20 protein-coding genes are annotated in these 21635 nt (G+C 62.9%); 16 read left to right on the forward strand and 4 right to left on the reverse strand.

Annotation, left to right across the window (positions count from 1 at the left end; translation table 11 throughout):
* Positions 1-220: 220 nt before the first annotated feature.
* From PQR08_RS04085 to PQR08_RS04120, 8 genes are all read left to right on the forward strand, one after another.
* Positions 221-1501, forward strand: coding sequence for a Zn-dependent hydrolase (locus tag PQR08_RS04085; RefSeq protein ID WP_035501489.1), 1281 nt, complete (start codon positions 221-223; stop codon positions 1499-1501).
* Between the two features lie 89 nt (positions 1502-1590).
* The gene (locus PQR08_RS04090) at positions 1591-2925 is read left to right on the forward strand and encodes an NAD(P)-dependent oxidoreductase (protein ID WP_250484481.1); all 1335 of its coding nucleotides are present in this window, start codon (positions 1591-1593) and stop codon (positions 2923-2925) included.
* A 23-nt stretch (positions 2926-2948) separates the two neighbouring features.
* Positions 2949-4235, forward strand: a complete 1287-nt coding sequence (gene preA / locus PQR08_RS04095) for an NAD-dependent dihydropyrimidine dehydrogenase subunit PreA (protein WP_238217441.1) — start codon at positions 2949-2951, stop codon at positions 4233-4235.
* A gap of 66 nt (positions 4236-4301) precedes the next feature.
* Positions 4302-5789 (forward strand): NCS1 family nucleobase:cation symporter-1, encoded by a 1488-nt coding sequence (locus PQR08_RS04100; RefSeq protein WP_250484482.1) that lies wholly within the window; start codon positions 4302-4304, stop codon positions 5787-5789.
* A 717-nt stretch (positions 5790-6506) separates the two neighbouring features.
* Positions 6507-7970 carry a dihydropyrimidinase gene (hydA, locus tag PQR08_RS04105; RefSeq protein ID WP_187605092.1) on the forward strand — a complete coding sequence of 488 codons (1464 nt, stop codon included), beginning with the start codon at positions 6507-6509 and terminating at the stop codon, positions 7968-7970.
* A gap of 126 nt (positions 7971-8096) precedes the next feature.
* Positions 8097-8861 (forward strand): CDP-diacylglycerol diphosphatase, encoded by a 765-nt coding sequence (locus PQR08_RS04110; protein WP_250484483.1) that lies wholly within the window; start codon positions 8097-8099, stop codon positions 8859-8861.
* A gap of 111 nt (positions 8862-8972) precedes the next feature.
* A complete protein-coding gene (locus PQR08_RS04115; RefSeq protein WP_035501495.1) occupies positions 8973-9251 on the forward strand; it encodes a BrnT family toxin in 279 nt (92 codons plus the stop codon).
* On the forward strand, positions 9235-9417 hold the full coding sequence (locus tag PQR08_RS04120; protein WP_187605639.1) for a hypothetical protein: 183 nt from the start codon (positions 9235-9237) through the stop codon (positions 9415-9417). Before PQR08_RS04115 ends, PQR08_RS04120 begins: the two co-directional genes overlap by 17 nt.
* Before the next feature lie 4 nt (positions 9418-9421).
* On the opposite strand, the gene PQR08_RS04125 is transcribed toward PQR08_RS04120, so the two are convergent.
* The 3 genes from PQR08_RS04125 to PQR08_RS04135 all read right to left on the reverse strand — a co-directional run bounded on the left by PQR08_RS04125 (position 9422) and on the right by PQR08_RS04135 (position 11591).
* Positions 9422-9754 carry a hypothetical protein gene (locus PQR08_RS04125; RefSeq protein ID WP_187605089.1) on the reverse strand — a complete coding sequence of 111 codons (333 nt, stop codon included), beginning with the start codon at positions 9752-9754 and terminating at the stop codon, positions 9422-9424.
* A gap of 94 nt (positions 9755-9848) precedes the next feature.
* Positions 9849-11132: an aspartate carbamoyltransferase gene (locus tag PQR08_RS04130; RefSeq protein WP_187605088.1), complete on the reverse strand. Its 1284-nt coding sequence runs from the start codon at positions 11130-11132 to the stop codon at positions 9849-9851.
* A gap of 39 nt (positions 11133-11171) precedes the next feature.
* On the reverse strand, positions 11172-11591 hold the full coding sequence (locus PQR08_RS04135; protein ID WP_187605087.1) for a secondary thiamine-phosphate synthase enzyme YjbQ: 420 nt from the start codon (positions 11589-11591) through the stop codon (positions 11172-11174).
* 109 nt (positions 11592-11700) lie between these two features.
* On the opposite strand from PQR08_RS04135, the gene PQR08_RS04140 reads away from it, so the two are divergent.
* The 3 genes from PQR08_RS04140 (at position 11701) to PQR08_RS04150 (ending at position 14474) form a co-directional block, all read left to right on the forward strand.
* A complete protein-coding gene (locus PQR08_RS04140) occupies positions 11701-12201 on the forward strand; it encodes a BON domain-containing protein (RefSeq protein WP_250484484.1) in 501 nt (166 codons plus the stop codon).
* 76 nt (positions 12202-12277) lie between these two features.
* Positions 12278-13684, forward strand: a complete 1407-nt coding sequence (locus tag PQR08_RS04145; protein ID WP_408161061.1) for an NfeD family protein — start codon at positions 12278-12280, stop codon at positions 13682-13684.
* A 25-nt stretch (positions 13685-13709) separates the two neighbouring features.
* Entirely contained in the window at positions 13710-14474 is a 765-nt protein-coding gene (locus PQR08_RS04150; RefSeq protein WP_187605086.1) for a slipin family protein, read from the forward strand.
* A 690-nt stretch (positions 14475-15164) separates the two neighbouring features.
* Here PQR08_RS04150 and PQR08_RS04155 read toward each other — a convergent pair.
* Positions 15165-15701 (reverse strand): carboxymuconolactone decarboxylase family protein, encoded by a 537-nt coding sequence (locus tag PQR08_RS04155; RefSeq protein WP_238217165.1) that lies wholly within the window; start codon positions 15699-15701, stop codon positions 15165-15167.
* 176 nt (positions 15702-15877) lie between these two features.
* Here PQR08_RS04155 and PQR08_RS04160 point away from each other — a divergent pair, with 176 nt between their 5' ends.
* From PQR08_RS04160 to PQR08_RS04180, 5 genes are all read left to right on the forward strand, one after another.
* Complete coding sequence (locus PQR08_RS04160; protein WP_250484487.1) at positions 15878-16816, forward strand: LysR family transcriptional regulator; 939 nt, start codon at positions 15878-15880, stop codon at positions 16814-16816.
* Between the two features lie 157 nt (positions 16817-16973).
* The gene (locus PQR08_RS04165; protein ID WP_238217161.1) at positions 16974-18065 is read left to right on the forward strand and encodes an HlyD family secretion protein; all 1092 of its coding nucleotides are present in this window, start codon (positions 16974-16976) and stop codon (positions 18063-18065) included.
* 11 nt (positions 18066-18076) lie between these two features.
* Positions 18077-19651, forward strand: a complete 1575-nt coding sequence (locus PQR08_RS04170; protein WP_187606526.1) for a DHA2 family efflux MFS transporter permease subunit — start codon at positions 18077-18079, stop codon at positions 19649-19651.
* A gap of 16 nt (positions 19652-19667) precedes the next feature.
* Complete coding sequence (locus PQR08_RS04175) at positions 19668-21131, forward strand: efflux transporter outer membrane subunit (protein ID WP_250484488.1); 1464 nt, start codon at positions 19668-19670, stop codon at positions 21129-21131.
* Positions 21128-21577: a PaaI family thioesterase gene (locus PQR08_RS04180; RefSeq protein WP_187606524.1), complete on the forward strand. Its 450-nt coding sequence runs from the start codon at positions 21128-21130 to the stop codon at positions 21575-21577. Before PQR08_RS04175 ends, PQR08_RS04180 begins: the two co-directional genes overlap by 4 nt.
* Positions 21578-21635 lie beyond the last annotated feature (58 nt).

The raw sequence follows: 21635 nt of genomic DNA on the forward strand, positions 1-21635 counted from the left end.
GCACACGAAAGACGTTGATTTGCTTATTTTAATCGGCTACAACCTGTCCAAGTGGACAGGATTTGAAGAGCGCTCGAAGTACTGAAGAAGCGCGTGGTTTGCATCATTCATCGCGTAACAGAAAGCGTGCACCGGGCGCGTGCAGCATCGCACCGCAAACGTCAGGCATGCACGAAACGAAGTCACTCACATACGAAGTCGATCGTAAGGAGCGAGGCGAATGAACGTCGTAACGGATGCAATCAGAGAGGCTGGTCTCGATACGTCCATCAAGGTAAATGGTCAACGTCTGTGGGATAGCCTGATGACGATGGCCAAAATCGGCGCAACACCCAAAGGCGGCGTCTGCCGTCTCGCGCTGACCGATCTCGACAGGGAAGGGCGCGATCTCATCGTCAGTTGGGCGAAGGAGGCTGGCTGCACGGTGAGCATCGATCAGATGGGCAACGTGTTCATGCGCCGCGCCGGGCGCAACCCCGATGCGCTGCCGGTCATGACCGGCTCTCATGCGGATTCGCAGCCCACGGGCGGCCGCTTCGACGGCATCTACGGCGTGCTCGGCGGACTCGAAGTGATCCGCTCGCTCAACGATCGCGGCATCGAAACCGAGCATCCGATCGAAGTCGTCATCTGGACCAACGAGGAAGGTTCGCGCTTCGCGCCCGCGATGGTCGCATCGGGCGTATTCGCGGGCGTGTTCTCGCTCGATTACGGCCTCTCGCGCAAGGACGTCGACGGCAAGACGATCGGCGAGGAACTGAAGCGCATCGGTTACGCGGGCGATCTGCCGTGCGGCGGCCGCAAGCTGCATGCAGCGTTCGAGTTGCACATCGAGCAAGGCCCGATTCTCGAGGCCGAGGACAAGACGATCGGCGTTGTCACCGATGCGCAAGGCCAGCGCTGGTACGAGATCACGCTGACGGGCCAGGAAGCGCACGCGGGCCCCACGCCGATGCCGCGCCGCAAGGATGCGCTGCTCGGCGCATCGCGCGTGGTGGATCTCGTGAACCGCATCGGCCTCGACAATGCGCCGCTCGCCTGCGCGACGGTCGGCATGATGCAGGTGCATCCGAATTCGCGCAACGTGATTCCGGGCCGCGTGTTCTTCACCGTCGATTTCCGTCATCCCGACGATGCCGTGCTCGCACGCATGGACGCAGCGCTGCGCGAAGGTGTCGCGCGCATCGCCGGCGAGATCGGCTTGCAGACCGAACTCGAACAGATCTTCTACTACGAGCCCGTCAGATTCGACGCCGCGTGCGTCGCGTCCGTGCGCGCGGCGGCGCAGCGCTTCGGCTATTCGCATCGCGACATGGTGTCGGGCGCGGGCCACGACGCGTGCTACCTCTCGCAGGTCGCGCCGACGTCGATGGTGTTCGTGCCGTGCGTCGACGGCATCAGCCATAACGAAATCGAAGACGCGAGTCAGGAGTGGATCGAGGCGGGCGCGAACGTGCTCCTGCACGCGATGCTCGAGCGCGCTTCGGAACCCGCTTCGTAAAGCAGCGCTCTTTTTCGTCTCACGTTCAACGTCGTCCGCGCCATTGCGCGCGGATGACGGGCACTCGTTCGTCCCCACAAGGAACGCGCATGACCATAAAAATCACCGGCGATATCGCGAGCCATCGCCTCACGCAGGAACAGCTCGCATGTGAATTCTCGGACGTCGCGCCGTTGCTCGACGCCACCGCCGCGGCTGCCGCCGCGAGCCGCTGCCACTATTGCTACGACGCGCCGTGCGTGCAGGCATGCCCGACGAGCATCGATATTCCGAGCTTTATCCGCAAGATCGGCAACGGCAACCTGAAGGGCGCGGCCGTCGATATCCTCTCGGCCAATCCGCTCGGCGGCATGTGTGCGCGCGTGTGCCCGACCGAGATTCTTTGCGAAGGGAGTTGCGTGCGCAATCATCCGGGCGACGAGCCCGTGAAAATCGGCGCGCTGCAGCGTCACGCTACGGACTGGGCGATGGCCAAAGGCGAGCCGCTTTTCAAACGCGCGCCGGAGACGGGCCGGCGCGTGGCGATCGTCGGCGCGGGACCGGCGGGGCTTGCATGTGCATATCGGCTCGCGCTGGCCGGACATCAAGCGGTGATTTTCGATGCGCGCGAGAAGCCGGGCGGCCTGAACGAATACGGCATCGCCGCGTACAAGACGGTCGAGGATTACGCGCAGCGCGAGATCGAATGGCTGTATTCGATCGGCGGTATCGAGATCAAGGCGGGTCATGCGCTCGGCCGCGACTTCACGCTCGACGAATTGCGCAAGCAGTACGACGCGGTGTTCATCGGCTTCGGTCTTGCGGGCGTGCGCGAACTGGCGCTCGAAGGCGAAGCATTGGACGGCGTGATGAACGCGGTGGATTTCATCGAGCAGGTGCGCCAGGCGGACGATCTCGCGACGGTGCCTGTCGGGCGGCGCGTCGTGGTGATCGGCGGCGGCAATACCGCGGTCGATGCCTGCGTGCAAAGCCGGAAGCTCGGCGCGACGAACGTGACGATGGTGTATCGGCGCGGCGTCGAGAACATGAGCGCGACGTGGGCCGAGCGCGAGTTCGCGCAGACCAACGGCGTGAGCATCGTCACGCACGCGAAGCCGGTGCGTCTGATCGGCGACGACGGGCGCGTGACCGGCGTCGAATTCGAGCGCGGCACGGAGCGCTTCGTCATCGATGCGGACATGGTGCTGAAGGCGATCGGTCAGACGCTCGTGCCCATCGGCATCGATCGCGCGTTGCTGACGCTGGACGGCGGACGCATCGTTACCGACGAGAACCGTCAGACGACGCTCGCGAAAGTATGGGCCGGCGGCGATTGCGCGACCCATGAAGGACTCGATCTCACCGTGCAGGCCGTGCAGGACGGCAAACTCGCGGCGGCGTCCATCGACGCGTCGTTCGAGCTGACTGCGATCAAAGCCGCCTGACCAATATAAGGAGCCGCATAAACATGGCCGATCTGACTTGCAACATCGCCGGCATCACGTCGCCGAATCCTTTCTGGCTCGCGTCCGCGCCGCCGACCGATAAGGCTTATAACGTCAATCGCGCGTTCGAAGCGGGCTGGGGCGGCGTCGTGTGGAAGACGCTCGGGCTCGATCCGCACGTCGTCAATGTGAGCTCGCGTTATGGCGCGGTGCAATGGAACGGGCAGCGCATCGCGGGATTGAACAACATCGAACTGATCACCGACCGTCCGCTCGACGTGAACCTGCGCGAGATAGAACAAGTGAAGCGTGACTGGCCGGATCGCGCGCTGATCGTCTCGCTGATGGTCCCGTGCAACGAAAAGGACTGGAAGTGGATCCTCACGCAAGTGGAGGACACGGGCGCGGATGCGGTCGAACTGAACTTCGGTTGCCCGCATGGCATGAGCGAGCGCGGCATGGGCGCGGCGGTGGGGCAGGTGCCCGAGTACGTCGAGATGGTCACGCGCTGGGTGAAGGAAGGTACGAAGCTGCCCTGTCTCGTGAAGCTCACGCCGAACATCAGCGATATCCGCATGGGTTCGCGCGCCGCGTTCAAGGGCGGCGCGGACGGCGTGTCGCTGATCAACACGATCAACTCGATCGTCGCCGTCGATCTCGACGAGATGGCGCCGATGCCGACCGTCGATGGCAAAGGCACGCACGGCGGTTACTGCGGTCCCGCCGTGAAGCCGATCGCGCTCAACATGGTCGCGGAAATCGCGCGCGATCCGGAGACGCCGAATCTGCCGATCTCGGGCATCGGCGGCATTTCGTCGTGGCGCGACGCAGCGGAGTTCATGGTGCTCGGCGCGGGCAGCGTGCAGGTATGCACGGCGGCCATGCACTACGGCTTTCGCATCGTGTCCGATCTCGCCGATGGCCTGTCGAACTGGATGGACGAGAAAGGCTACGCGACGCTCGACGACATTCGCGGCCGCGCCGTGCCCAACGTCACGGACTGGAAGTACCTCAATCTCAAGTACGACATCAAGGCGCGCATCGATCAGGACAAGTGCATCCAGTGCGGGCTGTGCCATATCGCGTGCGAGGATACATCGCATCAGGCGATCCTGAAGGAGAAGGACGGCAAGCGGCATTTCGAAGTGGTGGATTCGGAATGCGTCGGCTGCAATCTGTGCATGCACGTGTGCCCGGTCGAGCAGTGCATCACGATGGAACGCGTCGATGCGGGCGAGTACGCGAACTGGACCACGCATCCGAACAATCCCGCTCGCGTCGATGCGGAAGAGCCCGCGAAAGCGGCATGACATGACGTAGCGCTCGTCGCCGTTGAAACCCCATGATCAACCGCACACTCAAACGGAGTGCATCCGATGAATCAGACAGCGCATAACGTCGAGACGAGCAGTTTGTATAACGAGGACCTCGCGCCGACCGGCCCGGCGCAACGTACTTGGAAGTGGTATCACTTCGCGGCGCTGTGGGTCGGCATGGTGATGAATATCGCGTCATACATGTTGGCTGCGGGCCTCACCGATCAGGGCATGTCGCCGTGGCAGGCCGTGTTGACGGTCCTGCTCGGCAACCTGATCGTGCTCGTGCCGATGTTGCTGATCGGACATGCGGGCGCGAAGCACGGCATTCCGTATGCGGTGCTCGTGCGTTCGTCGTTCGGCACGCAGGGCGCGAAGCTGCCCGCGTTGCTGCGCGCGATCGTCGCGTGTGGATGGTACGGCATTCAAACGTGGCTGGGCGGCAGCGCGATCTATACGCTCGCGAACATTCTCACGGGCAATGCCTTGCATGGCGCGGCGCTGCCGCTCATCGACATCTCGGTGGGGCAGCTCGCGTGTTTTCTCGTGTTCTGGGCGTTGCAGCTCTACTTCATCTGGCATGGCACGGATTCGATCCGCTGGCTCGAAAGCTGGTCCGCGCCGATCAAGGTCGTGATGTGCATTGCGCTCGTGTGGTGGGCGACGAGCAAGGCGGGCGGCCTCGGTTCGATGCTCTCGGCGCCGTCGCAGTTCGTCGCGGGCGGCAAGAAAGAAGGGCTTTTCTGGGCGACGTTCTGGCCGGGCCTCACCGCGATGGTCGGCTTCTGGGCGACGCTCGCGCTCAATATCCCCGACTTCACGCGCTTCGCCCGCACGCAGCGCGATCAGATGATCGGGCAGACGATCGGCCTGCCTGTACCGATGGCGCTGCTCTCGGTGATCTCGGTGGTCGTCACGTCGGCGACGGTCGTGATTTACGGCAAGGCGATCTGGGACCCGATCGATCTCACGAGCCGCATGACGGGCATCGGCGTGGGCATTGCGCTCATCATCCTCACGCTCGATACGATGTGCTGCAATCTCGCGGCCAATCTCGTCGGACCGGCTTACGACTTTTCGAGCCTGTGGCCGAAGGGCATTTCGTATCGCGCGGGCGGCATGATTACGGCGACGATCGCCATCGTCATGATGCCGTGGAAGATTCTCGCTACCACGCAGGGCTATATCTTCACGTGGCTCGTGGGGTATTCGGCGCTGCTCGGGCCGGTTGCGGGGATTCTGATGGTGGATTACTTCTTCATACGCGGCACGCGGCTCGATCAGCGAGAGCTCTTCGACGAGGACGGTGAGTATTCGTATAGCAACGGGTGGAACGTGGCGGCGGTGGTGGCGTTGCTCGTCGGCGTGTTGCCGAATCTGCCGGGGTTTTTGCATACGGCGTTTCCGGCTTCTTTTCCGGGAGTGCCTGCGTTCTTTAATACGCTCTATACGTATGCGTGGTTTGTGGGGCTCGTGCTTGCGGCTGTCGTCTATGGATCTTGGATGAAGTTGCGGGGGAGCCCTCGGGCGGGGGTTTTGAGTGCTTGATGTCTTTTTTATTTCGCCGGATCCCGTTTTCGCGGTGGTCTATTAGCACTGCCCCTCCCCGGGGCGGCAGTCACTTTCTTTGCTGCTGCAAAGAAAGTAACCAAAGAAAGCAGCTCGTTTAAGCCCGCGGTCACACGCAGTTTGGCCATGCTTGCCAGCCGCCGATGGCACTCGCCTAAGTGTCGCCCCCAAAGGCCCACTCGGGCTTGGCTCGCGCACGGTCTGACAAGCTAGTTGTTTTAAGGCGCTGGTTCAGCACCAAATAGCTTCGGCACAGCGCTACGCGCTGCCGCTGGGTCTACAAGGGAAACCAACGGAATACATGTGCGGTGCATTGAGTTGGAGGCATCAGCAAAGAAGCACACGCAAACCCGATTGACCGGTCGGCCGCGAAGCGGGCTGGAGCTATTTGGTGCTGAACCAGTGTGTTGTGTGGTGCGATGAGTCGGACCGTGCGCGATCCAAGCCGCGCGAGACCTACGAGGGCACTCGCTACCGCCGGGCCATTAGGCCAATCGCCTGTGCCGCGGCCGGTGTGAAGTGCTTAGGCTGGGGATAGCTGTTTCTTTGGTTACTTTCTTTGCAGCAGCAAAGAAAGTGACCCCCCCCCCCGGGGAGGGGCAGAGCCAATAGACCGACACGAACTCAGGATTCCACGAAAGCGAAAGCGAAAGTGAAAAGCGAAGCGAACGAAACAAAGCCAAGGAGGACACGACAATGCCAACATTAATTCGCGGCGGCACGATCATCGATGCAGACCGCACCTACCGCGCCGACGTGCTCTGCGCAGACCCCCAATCTGGCGGAACGATCCTCGCCATCGGCACCGATCTCGACGTCCCCGCCGACACACAAACCGTCGACGCCGGCGGCCAATACGTAATGCCCGGAGGCATCGATCCGCATACGCATATGGAACTGCCCTTCATGGGCACGACCGCGAGCGACGACTTCTACACAGGAACCGCCGCGGGACTCTCAGGCGGCACAACGAGCATCATCGACTTCGTGATCCCGAGCCCGAAGCAGCCCCTCATGGACGCATTCAAGGAATGGCGCGGCTGGGCCGAGAAGGCGTCGGCGGATTACGGCTTTCACGTCGCGGTGACATGGTGGGACGAGTCCGTGCACCGCGACATGGGGCTCCTCGTGCACGAACACGGCGTGTCGAGCTTCAAGCACTTCATGGCGTACAAGAACGCGATCATGGCCGACGATGAAGTGCTCGTGAACAGCTTCACACGCTCGCTCGAACTCGGCGCCCTGCCGACCGTGCACGCGGAAAACGGCGAGCTCGTGTTCCAGTTGCAGAAGCAACTGCTGGCCAAGGGCTTCAGGGGACCTGAAGCGCACCCGTTGTCGCGTCCACCCGAAGTGGAGGGCGAGGCCGCGAATCGCGCGATCCGCATCGCGCAGGTGCTCGGCGTGCCGCTCTATATCGTCCACGTTTCGGCGAAGGATGCAGTCGATGTGATCGCCAAGGCGCGCAACGACGGGCTGCGTGTGTTCGGCGAAGTGCTTCCGGGCCATCTCGTGATCGACGAATCGGTGTATCGCGATCCCGACTGGACGCGCGCCGCCGCGCACGTGATGAGCCCGCCGTTTCGCACGAGCGAGCATCGCGAGGCGTTGTGGCGCGGCCTGCAGTCCGGGCAATTGCACACGACGGCGACCGATCATTGCGTGTTCTGCGCATCACAGAAGGCGATGGGCCGCGAGGACTTCACGCGCATCCCCAACGGCTGCGGCGGCGTGGAGGATCGCATGTCGGTGCTGTGGCATCACGGTGTGAACATGGGGCGTCTGACGCCGAACGAGTTCGTGCGCGTGACGTCGACCAATGCCGCGCAAATCTTCAATCTCTATCCGCGAAAAGGCGCGGTGCAAGTGGGCGCGGACGCGGACCTGGTCGTCTGGGATCCGCAGGCGACACGCACGATCTCGGTGAAGACGCATCATCAGAAGGTGGACTTCAACGTCTTCGAAGGCATGACGGTGCAAGGCGTCGCGACGCACACGCTCACGCGCGGTGCGCTCGCGTGGGCGAACGGCGATCTGCGTGCGGAGCGTGGCGCGGGGCAATATCTGAAGCGTCCGCCGAACGCTTCGTACTTCGAGGCGGCGCGCGTCGCGAACAAACTGAAGGAACCGCATCCGGTGAATCGGGCCGAGACGGCCTGACGCGCGCCCGACGACAAAGCCCCGCGTTCTTGCGACACGGGGCTTTGTCGCATTCGGAGACGCGTTCACGCGCTTGCAAGCATAATCCGGCAGCCTGTCTATTTTTTGCGCCGCCGAATCATGCCGATGAAAACCACATTCAAACTCCGTCGTCTTGCCGCGCTGTGCGCACTCTGTCTGCCGCTCGCGTGCGCGGCCAATCCGAATGCGCTGTGGGAGATCGTCCACGATTATTGCGAGCCGGCCGCCGAGGGCGCGCACGTTCAGCAGAAATGCGCGGACGTGAATCTCACGGGCGGCTATGCGGTGCTGAAGGATCTCGTCGGCATCGCGCAGTATCTGCTGATTCCGACTGCGCGCGTGAGCGGCATCGAAAGTCCCGAGCTGCTCGAACCCGATGCGCCGAATTATTTTCGCGACGCGTGGAATGCGCGCGTTTATGTGGATCGCGCGTTGCGCAGAACCTTGCCACGCGATGAAGTTTCGCTTGCGATCAATTCCGCGAGCGGGCGCACGCAGAATCAGTTGCACATTCATATCGATTGCCTAGCGTCCGATGTCGCGCAGACGCTGCGAGAAGTGGGACCGGGCATTGGCACGGAGTGGAAGCCGCTGCCGGTGAGACTGCGAGGTCATGTCTACAGCGCGATACGCATCGACGATGCCGATTTGACCCACATCGATCCCTTCAAGCTGCTCGCGCCCTATGCCGCCAGTCGCGGCCAGACGATGGGCGAACAGACACTGCTGCTCGCGGGCGCCGTGCGCAGCGATGGCGCACCGGTGTTCTTTCTGCTCAACGATCACGTTCAGCCGGGCGACTGGGCATCGTCGGAAGAGCTGCAGGATCACTCGTGCGCGCTGGCCAATCGGTCTATAGAAAAGCCTTGAGGTTTTGCGAAAGAATGAAGTGACGCGAATGCTTCGGAGTTCGGATTAAATGACGGTCCGCAAATCAGAACTTTCGTGCCTTGTCACTTCTACTTTTGGGAACCACAATGAATGCTCTTCGACGACATTACTTTTGACCCGTTGAAGGACGCGATCAATCGAATTCAGCACGGCGTATCGCTCGGTCTTGCGAGAGAGATCGCGTGGGACGATGTCGTGCTGGAAGTGGACGATCGTCGCGATTATGGAGAGGTTCGTGAGGTGGGCTATGCGCCTATCCGCGGCCGTATGTTCTGCGTGGTACTCACGTGGAGAAACGAAGCGCGGCGCATCATCAGCCTGCGCCGCGCAAACAAAAGAGAGATGAAGCAAAATGGAACGGACGTATAAAGGTTTTATTCTTCCCACAGACGAGGAGGACGCGGAAATCAACCGGGGTATCGCGTTGGATCCGGACACCTTCGAACTCACCGAGGAAGACTTCAAGCGGATGAAACCCTACGCCGAATTTATGCGTGAGCATCATCCGGATCTGGTCGAGCGATCGAAAGCATGAGTTGTCAACTCGCGCCGCGCGTATTCACCCGATGCGCAAACACGCGCGGTGCGATTCCCTCGACACGCGCTTCCGGCAGCACGCGTTTCAGCGTGCGCAACGTAAAGGCGAGATCTTCGCTAGCGGTATCGAATTCGAGCCGCAACTCGCAGCCCTCGCGTTGCGCCTGACTCACATAGATGCCAAGCGGTGAATGAAACAGCGCGCGTATCCGTTCCCGCGACGCCTCGCTATCCGCGAAATGCGCCAGCGCCAGAATGCGCACACGCTGACATGCGCCGAACCCTTCGTCGTGTAATGTTTTGCGGCTGGCAACCCACGCAAGCGACATATCCATGACCGTTGCTCCATCACGTTTTCCTTGTGTAGAAGCATAGGCCGGCTTTCGTCAACGTCACGCTAAGAGATAGCGGCAGCGTATAAAAAACGTGTCAATCGAAGCCCTGGAACACGGCATCGTCCGGGCCGATGGAAGCAGGCGATTTCCACGCCGCATCGCGCATCGAATGGCGCACCTGATGCTCGACGCCCAGCAGCACCGCGAAGATCGCCATGCGCACCGCAATGCCGTTGTCGGTCTGGCGGAAAATCGCGAGGCGCGAATCGTGATTCAGATCGGTGGCGAGATCGTTCGCGCCGGGGCGGCTGTCGCGCGGCAGCGGATGCATGATGAGCGTATCGCGTCCGCACACATCGTCGACGAGCGCCTGATTGATCTGGAAATCCGGCGTATAGCCTTCGATGGACTCGTCGGCGAAACGCTCTTTCTGAATGCGCGTCGCATACACGACGTCCGCGCCCGCGAGTCCCGCGCGCAGGTCGCTCGTTTGTTCGATCACATGTTCGCCACGCGCGAGCCGCTCGACGATATGCGCCGGCATCTCCAGCGAGCGCGGCGACACGAGCGTGAACTTCAGCCCTTTGTAAAGCGAGAGCAGCTTGGCGAGCGAATGCACGGTGCGCCCGTACTTCAGGTCGCCGACCATCGCGATATGCGCGCCATCGACTATCTTCCCGAGTCGCGAAAACTCGCGCTGGATCGTATAGAGATCGAGCAGCGCCTGGCTCGGATGTTCGCCCGGACCGTCGCCGGCATTGATGACGGGAATGTTCGTCGCGCGCGCGAATTCCGCGACCGAGCCTTGCTCGGGATGCCGCACGACGATCGCATCCGCGTAGCCGCTGATGACACGGCTCGTATCGTAGATCGACTCGCCCTTCGCCATCGACGAGAACGTGAAGCCGGTCGTGTCGCACACCGAGCCGCCAAGGCGCGCGAACGCCGCGCCGAAACTCACGCGGGTGCGCGTGCTCGCCTCGAAGAACAGATTGGCGAGCACCGCGCCTTCGAGCACGCGGGTGATCTTCTTGCGGCGCGCGATGGGCTGCATCATGTCGGCCGTGCGAAACAGCGCTTCGGCGGATTCGCGCGAGAACTGGTCGATCGAGAGCAACTGCGGACGGCCTTCGAATTCGATCGCTTGATATGCGCTTTGCGTATATGCACCCGCTTCCGGCATACCGCCCAGAATCTCGCCGACGTAGCGTGCGGCGATTTCCGGCATCGCGCGCGATTCCGGCGATTCGTCCGGCAGCAGCCAGGTATCGAGTGCGCGCCGGGTCACGCCGATGCGCGCAGCGAAGGCGTCGCGGGTCATGTTCAGGCGCCGCATGGCGTCGCGAAGAATCGTCTGCTGCTGAAGTTCCTGAGTCATCGTCACCGCTCCTGAAATATACGCGGTGCGTATATTATGTCACTCGCCGATCAGATGCAAGACGAGTTCGCGCTGATGCTGGGCGGTCCGATGTTCGAAAACGTAAATGCCTTGCCACGTGCCGAGCACCATGCGACCCGCTTCGACGGGAATCGAAAGCTGCACGGTGGTGAGCGCGGTGCGCAGGTGCGCGGGCATGTCGTCGGGGCCTTCGGTGTCGTGGACGTAGCGGCCGGGCGCTTCCGGCGCCACCGCCTCGAAATATCGCTCGAGGTCCGCGCGCACGTCGGGATCGGCGTTCTCCTGAATCAGCAGCGATGCCGACGTATGCCGGCAAAACAGCGTCAACAAACCGGTGCGAATGTCCTGAAGATCGATCCAGCGATCGATTTCGCGGGTGACTTCGTGCAGGCCGCGCGAGCCTGTCGCGACCGTCAGATGATGGAGTGCCTGTTTCATGTCGGCCTCGATGCGAGGAATGGGCGGTGCGCCACATCTGGAGTTTACCGGCTTCCCGCGCGCCGGTTCGTTCCGATGCGATGAACTATGCTGTCTGGACGATGCTTCGATGCAGGCGCGCACGATGGTCAGAAGGCTTTCAATAGGCAAGTTGCTCGCGTTCATCGCCGTGCTGGCGGTGTCATCGCTTACGCTCGGCGCCGACGACGAACGCGAGAATCGCGGCAACGATCCTTTCCTTCACGTATCGAGCGCCATCGCCGATTGCGCCGCGCCGCGCGGCCCGTCCGAAACCGCACAGGAATGGCTCGACGAAGCGCATTACCGCATCGAACGCGGCAATAGCTGCTGGATCGCGGGCCGCTGCCGTCTGTCGAACAGCTATCTCTACGACAAGGAGATCGCCGAAAGCGTGACGCGCCGCCTGAATTCGCTGAACGCGTCGCTGCAATGGCGCGAGAAGACGAGCCTGTGGCTCACGCTGCAACGCCGCTTCATCTATCTCGACGGCTGCGTGTCGCGTGATTTCGACACGGCGCGTTTCGTGTCGGCACTCGGCGAGACCGCCGATGTCGAAAAGGTCATCGACCGCACGACGCGGCGGCCGTGATTTCGCAATTGACCTAAGCTAAAAGAGAGACCAAACACGAGGAACCGTCGCGCACGCGCGCGTCCGGTTTTCGCCGATGAGAACGACCCTCGCCGACTGGCTGTGGATTTGCGCACGCTGCGCGCTATTGCTGATGGGGTTTGCACTCACGCCGATGAGCGCAGCCGCCGCCGCGACCGCGCCCGTCGTCGTGATCCCGCTGAAGGGCGCGATCGGCCCGGCGAGCGCGGATTTCGTCGTGCGCTCGCTTGCCCGGGCAGCGGACGAGCGCGCGCAACTCGCCGTGCTCGAACTCGACACGCCCGGCGGACTCGATCTCTCGATGCGTTCGATCATCCAGGCGATACTCGCTTCTCCGGTGCCGGTGGCCGCGTTCATCGCGCCGAGCGGTGCGCGTGCGGCGAGCGCGGGCACGTATATCACCTACGCGAGCCACATCGCGGCGATGGCGCCGGGCACGAACCTCGGCGCGGCATCGCCGGTGCAGCTCGGCATGGGCGGAGCTGAGCGCGAGCCGGCGGGCACGGGCAAGGCCGCATCGGGCGCGCGCGCCGAAGCCTCGGAGCAATCGACCGAAACCCGCAAGCAGATGCAGGACGCCGCCGCCTACATACGCGGCCTCGCGCAACTGCGCGGACGCAACGTGCAGTGGGCGGAACGCGCGGTGCGCGAGGCGGTGGCGCTATCGGCGACGGAAGCGCTGGAGCAGAACGTGATCGACCTCACCGCCAGCGATGTTCCCGACCTGCTCACGAAACTCGATGGCCGCCATGTCAAAACCGCGAGCGGCGATCGCGTTCTCGCGACGAAACACGCGCCGCTCGTCGTGCTCCAGCCCGATTGGCGCAGCCGTTTTCTCGCGACGATCACGGACCCGAGCGTCGCGTTAATTCTGATGATGATCGGCATGTACGGACTCTTCTTCGAGTTCGCGAATCCCGGCATGGTGCTGCCGGGCGTCGCGGGCGCGATCTGCCTGCTCGTCGGATTGTTTGCTTTGCAACTATTGCCGATCAGTTTCGTCGGACTGGGGCTGATCGTGCTCGGCATGGGCTTTCTGGTCGCGGAAATGTTTCTGCCGACGTTCGGTTCGCTCGGCATCGGCGGGATCATCGCGTTCGCGATCGGCGCGCTCATGCTGATCGACACCGACGTGCCGGGCTTCGGCATTCCGATCGGCGTCGTCGTCGGGCTCGCGCTCTTCACGGCGCTGTTCGTTTTCACGGTGTCGGGCGTTGCGTTGAAAGCGCGCAAGCGGCCCGTGGTGAGCGGCGCCGAAGCGATGCTCGGCACCATCGGCGTGATGCTGGCGCACGAGTCCGAAAGCGGCTGGGCGCGCGTGCAGGGCGAACGCTGGCGCGTGCAGCCGGCCGCGTCGCGAGCGTTGCCGCACGAAGGCGCGCGCGTGCGCGTGATCTCGCGTCATGGCCTGACGCTGACCGTCGAGCCGATCGACGGCGAACGCGAGGCTGGTCATTCCTGAACACATCTACAACGAGGCTTGAAAAATGGGGCTTACTTTCGGTTTCAGCGGCATCCTGATTGCGTTCGTCATTTTCATCGTGGCATCGGCGGTGCGCATCTTCCGCGAATACGAGCGCGGCGTCGTGTTCATGCTCGGGCGTTTCTGGAAAGTGAAGGGACCGGGGCTCGTGCTGATCATTCCGGTCGTGCAGCAGGTCGTGCGCATGGATTTGCGAACCGTCGTGTTCGACGTGCCGCCGCAGGATGTCATCACGCGCGACAACGTTTCGGTGAAGGTGAATGCGGTCGTGTACTTTCGTGTCGTCGATCCGGAGAAGGCCGTGATCCAGGTCGCCCGCTTTCTCGATGCGACGAGCCAGCTCGCCCAGACCACGCTGCGCGCGATCCTTGGCAAGCACGAGCTCGATGAACTGCTGTCCGAGCGCGAACGCCTCAACGCCGACATCCAGCGCGTGCTCGATTCGCAGACCGACGCGTGGGGCATCAAGGTATCGAACGTCGAGATCAAGGATGTCGATATCAACGAGACGATGATCCGCGCGATCGCCCGTCAGGCCGAGGCGGAGCGCGAGCGGCGCGCGAAGATCATTCATGCGGAAGGGGAGTTGCAGGCCTCTGAGAAGCTTTTGCAGGCGGCGCAGATGCTCGCGCAGGCGCCGCAGGCAATGCAATTGCGCTATCTGCAGACCCTGACGTCGATCGCCGGCGACAAGAATTCGACGATCGTCTTTCCGGTGCCGGTCGATCTTGTTAGTTCGATCATGGATCGGCTTGGCAGGGGGAGTTAGGGGCGTTGGGGTGCTTTCGGCATGGACAGATATCGACCTTTGTTGACTTTGGATCTCGTTATCGTGTCGGTCTATTGGCGTTGCCCCTCCCCGGGGCGGGGGTCACTTTCTTTGCTGCTGCAAAGAAAGTAACCAAAGAAACAGCTATCCCCAGCCTAAGCACTTCACACCGGCCGCGGCACAGGCGATTGGCTGGATGGCCCGGCAGTAGCGAGTGCCCCCACAAGCAGACAAGGGCTTGGACCGCGCACGGTCTGACACATCGCACCACTCGCCTCGCTGGTTCAGCACCAAAGAGCTCCGGCCCGCTTCGCGGCCGATGGGTCAATCGGGTGCGCGCGCGCTTCTTCTTCGATGGTTTCCCTCGCATACCCAACGGCAGCGCGTAGCGCTGTGCCGAAGCTATTTGGTGCTGAACCAGCGCCCTGAAACAACTAGCTTGTCAGACCGTGCGCGAGCCAAGCCCGGTGAGTCCTTCGAGGGCGACACTTAGGCGAGTGCCATTGGCGGCTGGCAAGCATGGCTAACGTGCGTGTGACCGCGGGCGATGAGAAGCTGCTTTCTTTGGTTACTTTCTTTGCAGCAGCAAAGAAAGTGACCCCCGCCCCGGGGAGGGGCAGAGCTAATAGACCGACACGAAAACGGGACCCAGCGAAAACAAGAGTCCCGACCGCCAAACCAGGCGGACCCTCAGACAAGCGCCGGAAAATCAATCGTAGTGTCGTTCACGCGATTCACGAGATTCGTGAAGTTGATGACACTCATCGCGAACAGCGTATCGATGACCTGCGCTTCCGAGTAGCCCGCTTCGCGCACTTCGCTCAGACGCGCCGCATCGACGGTCCCGCTGGACCCCGCGACATGCCGCACGAACCTCACGAGCGCGTCGCGCTTCACATTGCCGGTCGCTTCACCGGCGCGGATCTGCTGCGTTTCCTTCTGCGAGAGCCCGACCATCTTGCCGACAACGGTATGCGCCGCAGCACAGTAATCACAGCCCACGAGTTCGCTGACGGCGAGCTTGATCGCTTCGACGTCCGCCTTGTCGAGGCTGCTCTTCGCGAGAATCGCATCGCCGTCGAGCGTGGCGCGTAGCGCGGCGGGGCTGTGCGTGCCGATGGTCGCGTAGGCGTTCGGCACGCGGCCGACGGCCTTCTTGATGGCGGCGAACAGATCGGCGGCGGCGCCGGTGGCTTCGTTGACGTTGACCTGGGAAAGACGTGACATGGTGTGCTCCTTCGTTCAGTGGTTGGCCATCGCGATGGCATGGGTTGAACTTTAGGCGCATGGGTCTTTCGCGTGAATGCTCGTCCGGCTCGTTAAACCGCGCGATCGTCTCATCGTGCGAGTGCGGCGGCTTCATGCCATGATCGAGGCTCTCTGCACGCGTCACGATCACGCACATGGACTATCTGACGAGCCTGAAGGTGTTTTGCACGGTGGTCGAAGCGAAGAGCTTCGCGCGTGCGGCCGACATACTCGGCCTGTCGCCGCCCGTCGTGTCGCGCGCGATCGCGGGTCTCGAAGAGCGGCTCGGCAGCCGGCTTTTCAATCGCACGACGCGGCAGATCTCGCTGACCGAGACCGCGGAACGCTTCTTCTCCGACTGCTCGCGCCTGCTCGACGAACTTCAGGCGATGGAAGAGCGCGCCTCCAACCGCGCGAGCGAAGCGACTGGCCTCTTGCGGCTCGTCGCGCACACGACGGTGATGATGAGCCGCTACGCGCCCGTCGTCGCGAGTTTCCGGCGCGCGCATCCGCACGTGCGCCTCGACGTGACGCTGACCGAGCGGCCCATCGATCTCGTCGGCGAAGGTTACGATCTCGCGATCGTGCTGCCCTTCATGCTCTCCACCGATACCGCCGTCACGCGTCTGCTCGAAACCATTCCGCTCGTGCTCGTCGCGAGCCCCGCGTATCTTGCGCAGCGTCCCGCGCCGCGCCATCCGTCCGAACTCGTCGATCACGTGTTCGTGCCGATGTCGCCATCGATCCGCAAGCCCGCGCTCACGTTTCGCATCGGCGGCGAGGAATTGCGCGTGCCGCTCGATCACGACATTTCATCGAACAGCGCGGTGTTCAATCGCGAGATGGTGTTGCAGGGATTCGGCATCGGCGTTTTGCCGACGGCGCTCGTCGCGCAGGAAGTGGCGGCGGGGCGGCTCGTCACGTTGCTCGACGCGTACGAGCGCGTCGATGCCCACATCGAAATCCGGATCGCCTACAGCACGCGCGCGCTCCTGCCGGCCAAGGTGCGCACCTTCGTCGAACATGCGGTGCGCTTTTGCGCCGACGAAGGCATGCTGTCCGGGCGCTCGAAAATCGGCCTTCAGGCCTTGTGACGCAAGGCTTTCCGCGATTCTTTCCGTCAGCGTTATTCACTCGTGCGCGCCGTGACGGTTGACTTGGTGCATATGCACATCTAGTCTTCCGGGCTATGACGGGCAGCGGATTCGCCCTTTCCTTACTTCAAATTGTGCATATGCACTATAACGACAAATGACGACACCTACGACAAATATTCCATCGGTCGCGGCGCCGGCCCTCGCGCGGCCGGCGCGCAAGATCCCCTGGATGCTGCTCGCGCTCGGACTGGTCGGGATCGCGCTGATCGCCGCGGTGGCCTGGTGGGCGCTCGTGCTGCGCTTCGTGCAGACGACCGACGATGCCTACGTCGGCGGCGATGTCACGGTGCTCGCGCCGAAGGTCAACGGCTTCGTCACCGATGTGCTCGTGCAGGACAACCAGCGCGTGAAGGCGGGCCAGGTGCTGATCCGCCTCGATGCGCGCGACTACGACGCACGCTTAGCGCAAGCCGACGCCGAATTGTCGGGCGCGCGCGCGGCGGTGGTCGAACTACAGGCGAAGGATGCGTTGCAGGCCGCCGTCATCAATCAGCAGCAGGCGGAAGTGCGCGCTTCGTCGGCTGAGCTCACGCGCAGCGGGCAGGATCGGGTGCGCTATCGCGAGCTGGTGAAGGACGATGCCGTGTCGAACCAGATCGTCGAACGCGCGGATGCGGACTACACGAAGGCACAGGCATCGGTGGATCGAAGCGGCGCGTCGCTGGTGGCGGCGAAGCGCCAGTTGAGCGTGATCGAAGCGCAGATCGCGGATGCGCAGGCGCGCGTCGCCACGGCCGAAGCGGCGCGCCGCGTCGCGGAGCTGAATGTCGAGTACACGACGATCCGCTCGCCCGTCGATGGCTATGTCGGCAATCGCACGGCGCGCGTGGGTGTGCTCGCGAACGTCGGCACGTCGCTCCTGACCATCGTGCCGTCGACGGGACTTTGGGTCGATGCGAACTTCAAGGAAGACCAGTTGAAGAAGATGCGCGCGGGCGATGAAGCGGATGTCGAACTCGATGCATCCAGCGTGCCGCTGACCGGCCACGTCGAAAGTCTCGCGCCCGCGACCGGCGCAACTTTCAGCGTGCTGCCGGCGGAGAACGCAACCGGCAACTTCACGAAGATCGTGCAGCGCGTGCCGGTGCGCATCCGTCTCGATGTGCCGAAGGGCATGGAATCGGTGCTGCGTCCGGGTCTTTCGGCGACCGTGAAGGTTCATCTCGCCAAGCAGTCGAACGGCTGAGGAGCGCGGCGATGACCCACACCGTTCCCTTCGATCCCGCGAACCAGCCGATAAGACAGCGCGTGCTCGCGTTCGCGCTGATGTGCCTCGGCTTCTTCATGGCGACGCTCGATATCCAGATCGTGGCTTCGTCGCTGAAGGATATCGGCGGCGGATTGTCCGCGAGCCAGGATGAGTTGTCCTGGGTGCAGACGTCCTATCTGATCGCGGAGATTCTCGTCATTCCGATGTCGGGCTGGCTGTCGAAAGTGTTCTCCACGCGCTGGCTTTTCGTTGCATCGGCGGTCGGCTTCACGATCACGAGCATGCTGTGCGGAATGGCGTGGGACATCAACTCGATGATCCTCTTTCGCGGCCTGCAAGGCGCGCTCGGCGCCGCGATGATCCCGACCGTGTTCACGACCGCCTTCGTGATTTTCCCCGGCAAGCAGCGGCTGATTGCATCGACGACCATCGGCGCGCTGGCGTCGCTCGCGCCCGCTATCGGACCCGTGATCGGCGGATGGATCACCGATCAATGGTCGTGGCACTGGCTCTTCTATCTGAACGTCGTGCCGGGTCTCGTGGTCGCGCTGCTCGTGCCGAAGTACGTGCATATCGACGAGCCCAATCTTTCGCTGCTGAAGAAGGGCGACTATCTCGGCATCGTGCTGATGTCGGGCTTTCTCGGCTGTCTGGAATATGTGCTCGAGGAAGGGCCGCGCAAGAACTGGTTCGGCGACGACGTGATCATCGTATGTACGTGGATTTCGGCGATCTGCGGTTTCCTGTTTCTCGTGCACGCGTTCACGGCGAAAGACCCGATCGTCGATCTGCGTGCGCTCGCCGTGCGCAACTTCGCGATCGGCAGTGTGCTGTCGTTCGTGACGGGCATCGGCATCTTCGTGTCGGTGTTCCTGACGCCGGTGTTTCTCGCTCGCGTGCGCGGCTTCGATTCGCTCGATACGGGTCTCGCGCTGCTGTCCGTCGGCTGCTTCCAGTTGCTTTCGATCGGCGTATACGGCTTCGCGTCGCGCTTCATCGACATGCGCGTGCTGCTCGCATTCGGGCTGATCTGCTTCGGCGCGGGCTGTTACTTCTATACGCCGCTGACGCACGACTGGGGCTGGCAACAGCTCCTCCTGCCGCAGGCGCTGCGCGGTATCGGCCAGCAATTCGCGGTTCCGCCGATCGTCACGATGGCGCTCGGTTCGCTGCCGCAGTCGCGGCTCAAATCGGCGAGCGGACTCTTCAATCTGATGCGCAATCTCGGCGGCGCGATCGGCATCGCGGTGAGCGCGACGATGCTCAACGATCGCCTCAATCTGCATTACCTGCGCCTGAGCGAGAACGTGACGATCGGCCGGCCCGTCATCGACGATCTGCTCTCGCGCAGCTCCGCGCATTTGTCGTCCGTCGCGGGCGATGCGCTGAATGCGTCGCAGGCGGGACTTGCATCGCTGCATGCGCTCGTGATGCGCGAAGCGCTCGTGCTGACCTTCGCCGATTGCTTCTACGTGCTCGCACTGTGCTTTCTCTTCGGCTTGATGACGGTGATGTTCGCGAAGCCGATCACGAGCGCGCCGCCTTCCTCCGATGCGCACTGAACCGGATGCTTCGATCATGAAGAAACTATTCGTCGAAATACTTGCGGGCGTGACGGCTCTGACGCTCGCCGCGTGCGCGGTGCAGCCCGAAACGCACGCCGATCTCCCCGCGACCGTAAACGCGACCGCGCCCGCCGACTGGAACGTCGATGTACCTAAACAGGCTGTCGATCCCACTGCATGGTGGAACCAGTTCAACGATCCGGTCATGCACGAGCTCGTCGCGTCGGTGTTGAACGACAACCTCGACGTCCAGGCGGCGGTCGAGCGCGTGAAGCAGGCAGAGGCGATCACGACGCAACGTCGCGCGGCCTTGCTGCCGCAACTGGACGCGGGCGCGGGCGGATCGTACTCGCGCCAGAACACGCCGCCGCCGCTCGGCTATGTGAAGCAGGCGGGCTTCGGCCTGACGCTGAGCTGGACGCCCGATGTATTCGGCGGCGAGCGTCTGGAACTGCTCGCGTCGCAGGCGCAGCTCGTCGGCCGTGAACATGCCGCGGATCAGGTCAGGCTCGCGCTCGCCGCCGATACGGCCGCCGCGTATGTCGATCTGCGCTGGGCGCAAGCCGAACTGAAGATCCTGCAAGACAACCTGGAGATTCGCGAACGCGCGTTGAAGCTCACGCAACGTCGCCTGCAATACGGTCTGTCGACGAAGCTCGATGTCGCGCGCGCGCAGAATCAGCTTAGCGATCTGCAATCGCGCGTGCCGCGCACGCAGGCGACGATTCAGCATCAGTTGAGCCTGATCGCGGTGTATTCGGGCCGCACGCCGGAATCCATCGACAAGCTGATGCTCGCGAATCCGGGGACCGCGCCCGTCATTCCCGTGCCAGCGAGCGGTGCGCCGCAGATGCTGCCGTCCGAAGCATTGTTGCGCCGCCCCGATGTGCTCGTCGCGTACGCGAGCGTGCAGCAGCGCGCGGCGGAAGTCGGCGTCGCGCGTGCGGAACGCTATCCGAAGTTTTCGCTGCGTTTGTCGGATGGCTTGCTCGCATCGTCATATCTCGGTTTGCCGACGCTGACCGACAACCTCTTCTCGGCCGCGCTCAACGCGACGAGCCCGATCTTCAACGCGGGACGCATCACGGCGGACATCGAGCAAAACCAGAGCAAGATGCGCGAATCGGAACTGCGTTTGCGTCAGACGATGCTGGAGGCGCTGAAGGATGTCGAGGACACGCGCAGCGATCTCGTCAGCACGACCGAATCGACCGCACGCCTGACCGATGCGCTTTCCGCATCCGGCCAGTCGCTCACGCTGTCGACGCAGTTGTACAAGGGCGGCGCGGCCAGCTTTCTCGATGTGCTCGACGCCCAGCAATCGTATCTGCGCGACGCCGATGCGCTGAATCAATCGAAGCGCGAACATGCGCTCGCGGCGGTGGCGCTCTATCGTTCGCTCGGCGGCGGCTGGAGCGTGACCGGCGATGACGACGTGATCAAGACCGCCAGCGATAAAACGGAGACGACGAAATGAGCCTGATCGAAGAAACCGCCGCCGGCCTCGATGGTCTCGCGCAACTACGCAAGCTGATCGCGAGCGGACGCAAGCCGGGCATTCTGGAGTCGCTGGATTTCGAATTCATCGAAGTGGAAGCGGGCAGGGCCGTGTTCGTGGGCGTACCCGGCGATCACGCGTATAACCCGATCGGCACCGTGCACGGCGGCTATGCGGCGACGCTGCTCGATTCCGCGTGCGGTTGCTCGGTGCATTCATGCCTGACCGCGACGCAGGCGTATACGACGCTCGAACTGAAAGTGGCGTACCACAAGGCGGTCACTCGCGATTCCGGTGTGCTGCGCGCGGAAGGACGCGTGCTGTCGATCGGACGCCGCGCCGCGTTCGCCGAAGCGACGCTCAAGGATGCGCGCGGCAGATTGTTCGCCTCGGCGACATCAACCTTGCTCGTCATGGAGCGGTGAAAGAAAAAGCCCGGTTCCTCATCGCGAGGAACCGGGCTGTCTGCCGCGAGAAAACCGC

Source organism: Caballeronia jiangsuensis (genome assembly GCF_046030135.1).
Classification (GTDB): Bacteria; Pseudomonadota; Gammaproteobacteria; order Burkholderiales; family Burkholderiaceae; genus Caballeronia; species Caballeronia jiangsuensis.